Below are 12,464 nucleotides of genomic sequence, written 5' to 3'. Positions count from 1 at the left end.
AGTCCCATACCTGCGTCTCGATGCAACAGGACTGCTTTCATTCGTTTTTCATAAGAATACATTTTAAACCTCCTGACATTTAGTGATCATGTCAGGTCCAACTTTTTGTCCGCACCTCCATTTTTGCTTTCTTATACCAAAAAAGCCCTCATGCAAGTGAATGCACAAGGGCAAAAAATGATGTCAGTTCCTTATATAGACGACGCCTTCCATAATGCGCCGGGCTGTGCGCTGGACGGCGACGCTGGTTACATCCAGTGTGCCGTTTGTTTCTTTGAAGTGCGGATAGAGGGTCATGACGCCGCTGGGGTGGCCGATGCGGACGGCGGTCGTGTCCTTTGGCAAGGGGCCTAAGGTCTTTTCTACGATGCCACCGGGCAGGCGGGCTGCTACGGCCAGGGCTGTCGCTGCTGTGAGGGGGCTGGCTTTATGGCACTTGAAGACGGAGATGACGCGGACGCAAAGGTCCATGTCGCTGGCGGCGACGGGCTGGCCGGCTATATCCGTATACGCAGCCGGAGCTGAAAAAACGCCGACTTTTGGGATGCCCGGCGAATTGGCACTGGCGTCGGCCAGGTCCTTGGCGAAGCCCAGCTTCACGGCCGCCGTGGCGCGGATTTTTTCCAAGAGCGCAGCGGCTTTTTCCTTGGCGTCGACGGCTGCCGGCAGTTCCGTACCGGTAAGGCCGACATCACTGGCCCGGACGAGGACGAAGGGATTGGACACATCGAGAAGCGTCGCTTCTATTTCCCGGCCATCAATAGTCAGGACATCCAAGGCCTGGCCTGTGGGCAAGAGTTGCCCCGTTTTGGCACCGCCAGGCTGCAGGAAGTGGACCTGGAGCTCCGCCGCTGTGCCGTCGATTCCGGCAATGTGGCAGTCCCCGTCTTGGGCGAAGGTGTGCGTCGCCGCATCAATAGGGACAGTGACGTTGATGTACTTATCCGTATTGCGGTTTAGCATGCGTACGGTAGTGACAGGTTCGACGACGGGCACCAGCCCTTCTTCTACGGCAAAGGGCGCTACAGCCGAGGTCATGTTGCCGCAGTTGGCCTTGTAGTCGACCTGGTTTTTGCCGACGATGACCTGGCCGACGAGGTATTCAATATCTACGTCCCGTACGTCGCTTTTCCAGACGACGACAATCTTATTGTTGGACGACACGGTCCCGCCGAGGCCGTCGATCTGCTTCGGGTCGGGATTGCCCATGACCTGAAGGAAAATGCTGTCCCATTCTTTCGGGTCAGCAGGTAAATCGTTACGATGAAACAGGCAGCCCTTGCTCGTGCCGCCACGCATATATACAACATTAAACTTTCGCATGGAAAAGCCTCTTTTCTATGAGTATCACGTTATTTCTGCTGTAGTCATGTACTACATCCGCATTATAGCACGAATGACGGCGACAAAAAACACGGCGGCCTGGGTCGTCGTGTTTTTTCTCTGCATCTTCCCTAACTCTCGTCCGTATCGTATTGGATGAAAAAACTCCACTGGTGATAGTTTTCGAGATACGTCAGGTCCAGAAGCATGTCTTTTTTCTTGTACATGTAACACTTTTGTGCCGAGTCCTTGTACTCTTCCATACCTGTTTTTTCCCAGCCTGCAGCCTGCAGCTGCTTGTCAAAATAGGCTACGACAGCCGGTTCATCCAGCGGATACGTATAGATGGCGCTAAACCAGATGCGTTCTACCTTGCGCGCTTCGTATTCCTGTATCAGCTGGGCCCCGGCCGGCTGTTCGATCGCGTTGTAGGCAGCGCGCAGGTTTTCTTCCCGCTGCTGGACGCTGGGGAAAAATCCCAACAGGATATGGGCTACGACAATAAGACAGACGCAGGACATAAAGGTAATAATTTTTTTCTTTTTGCTCACTCGCATAGGCGCCCCCCCTCGCCATAACAGACAAAACGAAACTATCCTTTTCTGTACGTTGCTATGAGAAGCAGGACGAGCGCTGCCATTGTCGTCCCCGTAAGGACGAACAGCGCGGGCACGGAGTATCCCAGCCGGTCACCTGTATGCCTACCCACGGCAGTACCAAGAGGACTGCAGCATACATGCGGCGGAAGAAGCGGTAGAAAGCGGACAGCCACGCCGACAGGAGCAGCGTTTGCCCGGCAATATATAGCAGGTTTCGCAGTGCCGCAAACAGCACGGCAGCCGGCATAGCTTGCGGCCCCTTTGTCAGTACAATCCAGGTTTCATTGTCGGCTACGATGAGCCAGATAAGAGCCAAGGCCAGGGCTGCCAGCACGTGCAGTACAAAGCGGAGAATACTCGTCTTTCCCGTTAGAGACAACTGGCTGTGTCGTTTGGTACAAAGGAGCAAAATGAGAAAAATAATACCAAAGCGCAGGGCCATTCCCACGTGGTCCACATTGAGCGCTGCCATGTCTACCTCCTGCAACGGAAAAAGATTCCTAACACTATTATTATAACCTGCTTTTCTTATAATATCCAATCTGTTTTAAGAATGGATTGCACTTTTTCTCTGTTTTTTTCTTTATATTTTCCTGTTCGTCCGGTAGTTTTCGAAAAATATGGTTGTGTATACAAAAAAGCAGCGTTTGTCTCGAAGGACAGACACTGCTTTTTCTTCCATGGTTATGTTTATCACTTTTTGGCATATATACTGGGCACGCCGTCTACGTCGGCACATTTCGTATTGCACGTCGGCGTGCTGCACGACCAGACGGTACCGTTAGGGCCGCTGTGGGCTTCGAAGTGGCCGGTCTTACACAGGGGACAGGGATAGACACCATCGGCTGCTACCGGTCTCGCCAGAGTCGGTGCTGGTGCAGCCTGGCCGGCTTTCGCAGCTGTCCCCTTGCCCGCACGGGCCGCACGGGGTTTGGCTGTCTTTTTGGCGGTCGTGCCGGCTCCTTTGGCAGCTGCCTGGGCCGTCGTCCCTGCCCCTGCCGCAGTGGCTGCGTCTATGCGCAGGGTGCCACGGCACGCAGGATAGTTACTGCAGCCGTAGAAGTCGCCATACTGGCTATGGCGCCGTACCATAGGGCTGCCACACTGCGGGCACTTGGGCGCATCCGGATCCGGCTGGGCCTTGCGGCGCGGCGCCGCCTTTTGCGTCCCGTCTGCACTACTGCTGGCGGCCGGGCTGGAACCATCGAGACGGACGACAGTACGGCAATGGGGATAGCGGCTGCAGCCGTAGAAGTCACCGTACTGGCTGTGCCGCCGCACCATGGGACTGCCGCACTGCGGGCACTTGGGCGCATCTGCGTCGGCGCTTTCCATGTGGCTCGCACCGGCTGCTTCGATAATCAGTTGCAGGAACGCCACCTGATCGTGCAGGAAGGCGTCGAGGCTGTCCTTGCCTTCACTCATTTTATAGAGCCGGTCTTCCCAGACAGCCGTTTCATCAGGATAGACGAGGGCTTCCGGCAAGGCATCGATGAGCATGTACGCCTGGTCCGTAGGCTTGAGGTACTTCTTCTTCCCTTCTTCCGTGAGGAAATGGCGGGCAATGAGCTCGTTAATGATCGTCGCCCGCGTCGCTTCTGTGCCGATGCCTTGTACTTCCTTCAATTTCTTCTTCAGGGAATCGTCCTTGACGTATTTATAAATTTCCTTCATGGCCGCCAGGAGGGTCGATGCCGTAAAGCGGGCCGGCGGCTTTGTCTGTTTCTCTTCTATGCGGCCTTCTTGATACCGGGCCGGATCGCCCTTGCGCACGACGGGCAAGGTCTTGCTTTCGTCTTCGTCGTCCTGTTTCTTGTCGCCGCCGTAGAGGTCGCGCCAGCCCATTTGCGTAATCGTCCTGCCGTGGGCGACGAAGCCTTCACCGGCAGCGGCAATGTCGATACGCATTTGGTCGTATTCGTAATCAGGGTAAAACTGGGCGATGTAGGACCGGGCAATGAGGTAATATACGTGCTGCTGCATAGACGTGAGCTGGGCGAAGTTGCAGGCGACAGTCGTGGGGATGATGGCGTGGTGGGCCGTAATCTTGCTGTCGTTCCAGGCACGGCTCTTGCGCTTGCCGTCGGCCTGGCCGGCCCATTCGCCTAAGTGGCCGGCCGGGATTTGCGCCAGGTTGCCCAAAATTGCGGGAATGTCCTTGCGCTGGTTGAGGGGCAAATATTCGCAGTCCGAACGGGGATACGTCGTGAGCTTTCGTTCGTAGAGCTGCTGGGCCGTATCGAGGACCTGCTGCGGACTGTAGCCGTAGCGTTTCCCTGCCAAGACCTGGAGGGACGACAGGGATAGGGGCAGCGGTGGCGGTTCCTTCTTTTTCGTCTTTTTCTGCCCGGCAATGACGCCGTCCGGTGCGGCAGCCAGTCGGGCTAAGACGGCTTCCGCCTGGGCCTTGTCGATAACGTGGTTATCTGCGTCCAGGCCGGCCTGCGTATCCTTGGGCTGCCACTGGGCCGTAATGGTGCCCTTTTCGTGGAGAAAATCGGCTTTTACAACGTAGTACGTCACCGGTGTAAAGGCATCGAGCTCGCGCTGGCGCCGCACGACGAGGGCCAAGGTCGGCGTCTTTACGCGGCCTACAGGGAGTACGCCCCGGTGTCCCTGCCGTCTGGCGGCGAGGGTAAAGGCGCGGGAGGCGTTCATGCCAATGAGCCAGTCGGCGCGGCTCCGGGCCAGGGCCGATTCCTTGAGGTGCAGGAAGTCCCGGTTATCGCGGAGATCGGCCAGGGATTCGCGAATGCTCTTTTCGTCCAAGGCGTTGAGGAGAATCCGTTCGACAGGCTTTTTGTTGCCTACGTAGTCGAGGATTTCATCGATGAGGAGCTGCCCTTCCCGGTCCGGGTCGCCGGCGTTGACGATGCGGTCGGCTTCGCCAATGAGTTTTGCAATGACCTGGAACTGGTCCTTGCTGTTCGGGCTGATGAGGAGTTTCCAATCCGTAGGAATAATGGGTAAATCGGCAGCATTCCAGCGTTTATATTTCGGGTCGTAGTCCTCCGGTTCTGCCTGTTGGAGGACGTGGCCATAGGCCCAGGTAACGGTACCGCCGCCAGTGGTAATGAAGCCCTGGCAGCGCTTGCGCGGGCCTGGCAGGCATTGGGCCAGTTCACGGGCCATGCTCGGTTTTTCGGCAATAAATAGTAACACGCGTCTTTCCTCCTAACGTGATAATCGCAAAACAGGTAGTGCCTATACTACACCAAAGAGACCGGAAAAACAAGAGACGGGCACAGGGGCTTTGCAGGTGTGCAAAAAAGGCCTCTGTCCCGTCCACTGTGGTTCGGCTAGGCTGAAGAAGTATGACTGCCTGCACGCGTTGGCGCAGGGCTGGGCCTACGAAAGGGCCCGTACTTCCGGGGTCTTACTCCCGTTCGACGTCGTCGTGCGGGTAAATCTGTTCGGCTGCTTCGTGCTGGATTGTAACCTTGGCCAAATTGCCCGCAGCACGGATGGTCTTGACAAAGGCCGGGGGAATGAGCTCCGCCGGCAAGGACTGGCCTATAAGACGGCCTAAGATGACGCCTTTATTGCTATAGAGCCAGGCGAAATAATAGATGTAGAGGGCCTTGTGATTGCGGGGATTGACATTCCACAGGCGGCGCGGCGGGTAGTCGTGATAGTTGACGTCGAGCTTGCGGCACGCCCGTTTCAGCATATCTGTCGACGCCCGGGCGTGTTCGCCATTGACGGCGTCGATAATGTGGTCCAAATCACGGCGATGGTTGTGGTCGATCATAGTCTTGGCCAAATCCATTTCAAAGCAAATGCCGTCTGTAAAGTACGTGTACGGTTCCCGTTCCCTGCCGTTTTTCACGTCGGCGTCATAAAGGACGACCGTAGGAATACGGAAGAATTCGAGCAATTTGCGGATTTTCGAGATGGAGCTTTCGCCGCGGGCGTTGATGAGGCAAATGCCGTAGTAGTCAAAGGGCAGGCCCAGGGTCGTGCCGAAGAGGCTGAAGCAGCCGTATTCCGTTTCGCCTTCGACGATGATGACGCTCCGCGAATAGAGGGCTTCTTTGACTTCCGGGAAGTGCATGATCAGATGCTTTTCGATTTCTTCATTGAAATGGAACTTGGCCCCGCAGGCGGCGCGGACCTGGCCATAATCGTCACGGTAGAAGCGGACGATGTTGCGGTAATCGTCGACGAGGGAGTCTGTCGAATGGGTAACGACGAACATCTGGCCGCGCAGGCCGTCGATGTGGAAAAGTCCTTTCAGGAGCTCTACAAACTGGGGATCTTCGTTGTTCAAGAGCCGTTTGTAGTAGTTCAGGACCGACCGCTGCATGTATGGGTGCAAGTGGATTTCCGGTTCGTCAATGGATGTAATGAGGGGCAGCCAGCGGTGGCCGGCCTGGTCGACGATGAGCGTGTGTTCCAGCGGTACGGCCTTGCTTTCGCAAATGAGGTAAATCTGCGTAATGATTTCCAGGGCAACGACGGATATGAATTTCATATTATCTGCCCGGGGACGGTCTTCACGGCTGAGGAAACACGACAAGAGGAAAATGTCAACGTAAAAGGATGAATCGAGACTGCCGTAGCGCGCTTCGTGGTTGATGAAGGCCTTCAGTTCCGGTGAGAACGTGTCGAGCTGCTTGCTCCCCCATTTGGTCAGCATCCGTTCGAGAGCCCTGTAAACCCGGGCCGGCGCTACGCCTTCTTCAGCCATGCTGGCCGAGTAGGAAATGTAGCGGATGCGGCGGATCACATCGAGAGGCAGTTCTTCTTCCGTATCGACGTCGTACAGGCGGGGATATACTTCTTCTACCCGTTTTTCCATGCGCACGCGGATGCTTTCACGATGCTCTTCCGGCAGGTCATAAAAGTATTCGTTCAGGGAATCGAGCAAGACCAGCTCTACGGTGACGATCAAGGGCACGTCCGGGTCGGCGTAGTCGTTTTCCGTAATGCCGCTGCCTTCGCTCATGAGCTTTAAGAGGCGTAAGAAACCGCTCTTGCCGATGGCGTTTTCACCGACGAGATAGTTGGCCTTGTCGTGAAAGGTCATTTCTACGTCCTTAAAGTTGCGGTAATTTTGTATGCGAATATAGTGTATGTACATAAGGTTCACTCCTTTAGGAGCAGGGTGCCGCCTCGTTTCGTGTGAGGCGCTTTGATAGCTGCCGTTTCCCGGCCGGAGTACACAGCCCCGGGCCGGATGTTATTGTTCTATTATATCATATTCGACATAGGCAGCGCATTTCCTTTTTTCCGTTCCCTGGCCTTATCCTGCAGGAGCGCTCAGGTGGTTACGCTTGATGCGATTTTTCGTAGGCCAGCGCCCGGGCGGCACACGTGCGCAGGGTCTGCGTTTCTCCAGGCCGCAGGTGATCCACTGTAAGGGGAATGACCTGTTCCCGCAGGATGTCATCCGGGGCCTGGACGAGTGTTTCCGGCGCCAGGAGGTCTGTCAGCTCTTCTACTTCCGCTATGGCTTCGCCTTGGGACCAGTCGTGGCGGCGGTTGCAGGGACAGGCATCCTGGCAGGCATCGCAGCCGCAAATCCACGTGCCGAACTGGCCAGCCTCTAAATGGGGCGGTACCTGGCCCTGGCCGAAGGTGGTCCAAAAGGAGACGCATGACAAGGGATTCATCATATAGGGCGCGCACAGGGCGTGGGTCTTGCAGGCATTTTGGCAGCACATGCACGTATCCGCACAGGGACGCAGGCTGCACTGCTGGCGGTACGTCACGTCAGCGTCGATGAGATAGCCTTCGAGATCGTAGTACGAACCTTCTTCGCCGTAGAAGAAATTATTCTTGCGGAAAATCCCCAGGCCGGCGGCGACGGCGGCGTAGCGCAGGGGCAGGATGTGAGACGGCGCGTTCGCTTCTCCTCCTGCAATGCGCAGGCCTTGCGCCTGCAGCCACACTGTAAACTGCTGCTTTTGCTCATGCCGCGGGCTGTCCGGGACGGCGTCAGCGGCGAGGAAAAAGGCCTTGGCGTATTTTCCCTGGAAGGACTGGGGGAAGCGGTACTTGCCCAGCCAGGTCGTGCAGATGACGACGGATTTAGCCCAGGGATAGCGTTCTTTTAATTCTGTAAAGCGTTCCATGTTTGCATAGACGGCCTTGCTGGCGGGGATCTTTTCCTGCCGTTCCCGGAGCCGTGCGGCGTACCCGTCCAGATCGGACACGGGAATGACGCCACAATTATCGTAGCCGTATTCTAAGGCTGCCGCGTGGATGGCAGCGCCTGTCAGGGTAGTCATATTCTAGCCTTCCTTTGCTGATATTCCCGGTATGTTGCCAAGAGCTGTTCTTTCAGCTTCTCTATATAGGAAGCGTCTGTACTCATGCGGTACAGCAGCAGGTTCCCTTCGTAAATGGCAAAGAGACGGCCTGCCAGGCTGTCTGCCTGGTCCGATGGAAGGCCTGAGGACATGAGGACCTGCCCGAAGAGGCCCTGCATTTCCTCCATAGCTTCCATATATACGCCGGCAATGGCCTTATGGGAAAAGGCCAGTTCCATACCGACGACGGCAATGGGACAGCCGTAATGCTCGCCTTTTCCAGCACCTTCCAGCATGGCTCCGGTAAAGTGCGTGACGAAGGTTTCCCAGTCTGCGTCTGCCGCAAAGCCGGCAAGCCATTCGTAGACGACGCGGTGATAGTAGCCCACGACGGCAACGGCCAGGTCTTCCTTGGATTTGAAATAGAAATAAAAGGAACCCTTGGTCAGCTTCGCTTCCTTTAGGATTTCGCTCAAACCAGTAGCGGCGTAGCCGTTACGCCAGAAGAGGCGGCCGGCACAGGCGATGAGATGTTCTTTTGTTGCTTCTCCTTTTTTCATATGCGTACCTCCTTAAATTAAAATAAACCAATCGGTCTATTTTTGTCAAGGGAAAAACAAAAGAAGGACTTTGCCTTTCGTGACGGGCATGCCTGCCTCAGGGCCGATATAGCCCAAGCCGAGGACGGCACTGCCATCGCTGCTAACGGCGACCGTGCTGCCCCTGCCCGTATGGAAAGGCCTTTTACAGGCACGGAAATCAATCCAGCAAAAAAAGGCTGCGCAAAAGGGAGATCCTTAGTACGCAGCCGGTTACAGCTATTACATATTTAGTTTTAGCGGTTATAGATGCGGCAGAGCTGGGAAAGCCAGCGGGCCGTGTCCAGGCGGAGCTGGCCATCTTTGAGCTGCCAGCGCCAGTTGCCGGTGGCAGTGCCGGGGATGTTCATGCGGTCCCCGGCCGGCAGGGCCAGGGCGTCCTGAAGGGGCACGATGACCGTTTCTGCCCGGCGGCTGTAGAGGTATTCAATGAGGGCACCGGTGATTTCCGTGCCGCTCGTGTCGTCGTCCATGTGCAGCATGCGGCAAAGGCGGTGGCGCTGGTCGTCGTCCAGGTCGTTTTCGTACCAGCCACGGGTCGTGTTGTTGTCGTGCGTACCCGTGTAGGCCAGGCAATTGGGTTCCGTGTCGAAGGATGTGAGCCCGTCAGCGCCTTCCATGAGGTGGAATTGCAAAACCCGCATACCAGGCAGATGGAAATGCGTGCGCAGGTCGCACACTTCATCGGTAATGATGCCCAAGTCTTCGGCGACGATGCGCACGTTGCCCAAACGGTGCCGTACTTCTTTGAGGATTTCCGCACCGGGTGCTTTGACCCACTTTCCTGCACGGGCCGTCTTGGCGGTAGCAGGAACGGACCAAAAGGCTTCCAGGCCGCGGAAGTGATCGAGGCGGACTTCGTCGACGAGGCGGAAGGTATAACGGAAGCGCTGTACCCACCAGTCGTAGTGATCCTTTGCCATGCGGTCGTAATCATACAGGGGATTGCCCCAGAGCTGGCCGTCGGCACTGAAATAATCCGGTGGCACGCCGGCAACGCTCGTCGGCTGTCCCTTTTCATCCAGGGCAAAGAGCTCCTGATGGGCCCAGCAGTCGGCGCTGTTGTGCGCGACGAACATGGGAATATCGCCGAGGATAGAGACGCCGTTGCGGTGGGCGTAGGCCCGTACATCCTGCCACTGGCGATAGACGATGTACTGGAGGAACTTGACGTGAGAAATAGTACCGGACAAGGTCTTTTGGTAGTATTCTATAGCCTCTTTCCGGCGCATGCGGATATCGTCTGGCCACTGGCTCCAATCGCGGCCGCCGTAGAAATCACTGACGGCACAGAAGAGGGCGTAGTCGTCGAGCCAGTATGCATTATCGTGGCAGAACTGGTTAAAGGGTGCCCAAGGAATGGTCATGTTTTTGTCGTGGGACATATCCCACAAGGCGGCGCTGCGGCATTTCCATTCGTCGTCCCAGGTCTTGGCCTGGGCGGCTTCTGCCTGATACTGGCTGTAGCGTTCGTCCGAGAGCCAGCCGGCCCGGTTGAGGAAATCGAGGGAAATGAGCTTTTCGTTGCCGGCAAAGGCCGACCGCGACAAGTACGGCGAGTCGCCTAAGAGGGGCGGCGTAAGAGGCAGGATTTGCCAGAGCGTCTGGCCTGCTGCCTTGAGAAAATCGACGAAGCGGTAGGCATAGTCGCCGAGGACGCCGTTCCCTGGTCCGTTGCCCGGCAGGGATGTCGGGTGCAGGAGAATGCCTGCCCGTTTGGGACCGCTTTCTTTCGCCTGTAAAATGGCGACGCCTAAGGGCGGCAGGGTCAGTTCCAAACGGCTGTTTTGCGTGTGTATCGGTTCCATATTAGGAATGAGGGCGTTCGTCAGGTCGCCGTACAGGAGACCATTGGTAAAGAAGCTGATCGTGTGCAAGGCCGTCGTGCTGCGGTTGAGGGCAATGACGAAGAGACCGTCTTTGGCAGGCTTGCCGAAGACATCACGGCCGCCTTCGATGACGCGGCAGTACACATAGAGGTCGCCCTTGCTGTAGAGGGGAATAAAACGGCCCGTCTGCAAGGCGTCATTGTGGCGCCGCAAGGCGGTCAGGCGCTTCGTCCAGCGCAGGAGGCTCTTGTCTTCGTGGCCCCACGGGTACGTACGCCGGTTGTCCGGATCTTTGCCGCCCACTTGGCCGGCTTCGTCGCCGTAATAAATACACGGTGCGCCAGGCATGGTAAACTGCCAGGCCGAAAGGAGCTTCACCCGGCCTTTGGCAATGGATTCACCGCGAACCATGCCCTTTTCGCCGCTCATGACGGTGAGAATCCGTTCGATATCATGACTGCTAATGAGATTGAGCATGGCATAGGCGTTTTCCATGGGGTAATTTTCCATGAGCTGCCAAATTTCCTGGCCCAGGCGCGTGCCGTCTTTACGGCCTAAGACGAAATCGACGACCATGGCCCGCAGGACGTAGTTCATGGCGCTGTCAATGTCGTGACCGCACAGGTATTCCCGCTGTTCGCTATAGCTGATCTTATTGGATGCGTCTTCCCAGACTTCACCGATGAGGACGGCGTCGGGATTTTCTTCCTTCAGCGTTTTGTAGAAATTGCGCAGGAAGGGCACGGGCAGTTCGTCAATGACGTCCAGGCGCCAGCCGCTAATACCGGCGCGGAGCCAGTGGCGCAGGACGCTGTTTTCGCCGTTGATGATAAAGTTCATGTACGACGGGTTCGTTTCGTCTACGTCGGGCAGGTCCTTGACGCCCCACCAGGCTTCGTATTCGTCAGGATAGTCCGTAAAGCGGTACCACGAATAGTACGGCGATTCTTTGGACTGGTAGGCACCGAGCGACGGGTAATGGCCAAAGCGGTTGAAATAGATGCTGTCCGCACCGGTATGGCTGAAGACGCCGTCGAGGATAATGCGGATGCCCCGCTTTTTGGCAGCCTCGCAGAGGGCCGAGAATTCGTCGTTCGTGCCCAGGAAGGGATCAATTTTATGGTAATCGGCTGTGCCGTAGCGATGGTTGCTGCAGCTTTCAAAGACCGGATTCAGGTACAGTGCCGTAACGCCCAGGTCGGCCAGGTAATCGAGTTTCTGGCGGATCCCTTCAAGGTCGCCGCCGAAGAAATCGTACTGTACGACGTCACCGGTTTCCGTATTTTTGCAATAATAAGGCACGTCGTTCCAATCGCTGTGGATGACGGCACCGCTTTTCCCGCGCAGGTTTTCGCCGTGCTTGTGACCGCGGCAAAAGCGGTCCGGAAAGATCTGGTAGACAATGGCGTGCTTGAACCAGTCCGGCGTGTGGGAGTTTTTATCATATACAGTAATCTGATAGGCTGGCGGCACCGTGTCGTATTCGGCGCCGACGCCACCCAGATGATCCTGGTTATTGCCGTAGTAACGGACCTTTTCGTCCGTGGTGACGATGAAATAGTACCAGAGCAGGCAGCCTGTTTCCGGTACGGTCCAGGTGACGGTGAAATAGCCGTCCTTTGCTTCCATAGGCAGGAGCGTTTCGCCGTCGTTGCTCTTCCACAGGCGCACCTTAGCAGTGCACTCCGTAGCCGGCCGGCCGCCGATGCCGAGGCGCAGGGTCAGGCGTGTGCCTGTAGGAATGGCGCCAAAGCGGGAACGCCAGCGGCTGCTGTGTGAATCGTGATATAAACGTAATTCCATAAGTATTCCTCGTTTTCAAAGACCCCTGCCGCAGACGATGCCGGACAGGGGTCATAG

9 protein-coding genes are annotated in these 12,464 nt (G+C 56.5%); all 9 read right to left on the bottom strand.

Annotation, left to right across the window (positions count from 1 at the left end; all coding sequences use genetic code 11):
• Window positions 1–183 precede the first annotated feature (183 nt).
• The 9 genes from H8J70_RS10010 to malQ all read right to left on the bottom strand — a co-directional run bounded on the left by H8J70_RS10010 (window position 184) and on the right by malQ (window position 12,407).
• A complete protein-coding gene (locus H8J70_RS10010) occupies window positions 184–1,323 on the bottom strand; it encodes a PrpF domain-containing protein (protein WP_186504068.1) in 1,140 nt (379 codons plus the stop codon).
• A 131-nt stretch (window positions 1,324–1,454) separates the two neighbouring features.
• Window positions 1,455–1,880, bottom strand: a complete 426-nt coding sequence (locus H8J70_RS10005) for a hypothetical protein (protein WP_186504066.1) — start codon at window positions 1,878–1,880, stop codon at window positions 1,455–1,457.
• Between the two features lie 55 nt (window positions 1,881–1,935).
• A complete protein-coding gene (locus tag H8J70_RS10000; protein ID WP_186504064.1) occupies window positions 1,936–2,394 on the bottom strand; it encodes a hypothetical protein in 459 nt (152 codons plus the stop codon).
• 221 nt (window positions 2,395–2,615) lie between these two features.
• Entirely contained in the window at window positions 2,616–5,084 is a 2,469-nt protein-coding gene (locus H8J70_RS09995; RefSeq protein WP_186504062.1) for a DNA topoisomerase 3, read from the bottom strand.
• Window positions 5,085–5,298: 214 nt separating this feature from the next.
• Window positions 5,299–7,005 (bottom strand): ATP-dependent nuclease, encoded by a 1,707-nt coding sequence (locus H8J70_RS09990; protein ID WP_186504061.1) that lies wholly within the window; start codon window positions 7,003–7,005, stop codon window positions 5,299–5,301.
• 187 nt (window positions 7,006–7,192) lie between these two features.
• Window positions 7,193–8,155: an epoxyqueuosine reductase gene (locus H8J70_RS09985; RefSeq protein ID WP_186504060.1), complete on the bottom strand. Its 963-nt coding sequence runs from the start codon at window positions 8,153–8,155 to the stop codon at window positions 7,193–7,195.
• Window positions 8,152–8,736: a TetR/AcrR family transcriptional regulator gene (locus H8J70_RS09980; RefSeq protein WP_186504059.1), complete on the bottom strand. Its 585-nt coding sequence runs from the start codon at window positions 8,734–8,736 to the stop codon at window positions 8,152–8,154. Before H8J70_RS09980 ends, H8J70_RS09985 begins: the two co-directional genes overlap by 4 nt.
• Before the next feature lie 45 nt (window positions 8,737–8,781).
• Complete coding sequence (locus H8J70_RS09975; RefSeq protein ID WP_186504074.1) at window positions 8,782–8,940, bottom strand: hypothetical protein; 159 nt, start codon at window positions 8,938–8,940, stop codon at window positions 8,782–8,784.
• Between the two features lie 71 nt (window positions 8,941–9,011).
• On the bottom strand, window positions 9,012–12,407 hold the full coding sequence (malQ, locus tag H8J70_RS09970) for a 4-alpha-glucanotransferase (RefSeq protein WP_186504058.1): 3,396 nt from the start codon (window positions 12,405–12,407) through the stop codon (window positions 9,012–9,014).
• Window positions 12,408–12,464 lie beyond the last annotated feature (57 nt).

The sequence above is a fragment of the Megasphaera hominis genome, from assembly GCF_014269395.1.
GTDB classification, from domain to species: domain Bacteria; phylum Bacillota; class Negativicutes; order Veillonellales; family Megasphaeraceae; genus Megasphaera; species Megasphaera hominis.
This window is presented reverse-complemented; position numbering and strand designations above follow the sequence as displayed.

Excerpts from the sequence above, each read along its gene's own strand:
- malQ (WP_186504058.1), bottom strand. The coding sequence starts at position 12,407 with ATGGAATTACGTTTATATCACGATTCACACAGCAGCCGCTGGCGTTCC.
- H8J70_RS10010 (WP_186504068.1), bottom strand. The coding sequence starts at position 1,323 with ATGCGAAAGTTTAATGTTGTATATATGCGTGGCGGCACGAGCAAGGGC.
- H8J70_RS10005 (WP_186504066.1), bottom strand. The coding sequence starts at position 1,880 with ATGCGAGTGAGCAAAAAGAAAAAAATTATTACCTTTATGTCCTGCGTC.
- H8J70_RS09985 (WP_186504060.1), bottom strand. The coding sequence starts at position 8,155 with ATGACTACCCTGACAGGCGCTGCCATCCACGCGGCAGCCTTAGAATAC.
- H8J70_RS09990 (WP_186504061.1), bottom strand. The coding sequence starts at position 7,005 with ATGTACATACACTATATTCGCATACAAAATTACCGCAACTTTAAGGAC.
- H8J70_RS10000 (WP_186504064.1), bottom strand. The coding sequence starts at position 2,394 with ATGGCAGCGCTCAATGTGGACCACGTGGGAATGGCCCTGCGCTTTGGT.
- H8J70_RS09980 (WP_186504059.1), bottom strand. The coding sequence starts at position 8,736 with ATGAAAAAAGGAGAAGCAACAAAAGAACATCTCATCGCCTGTGCCGGC.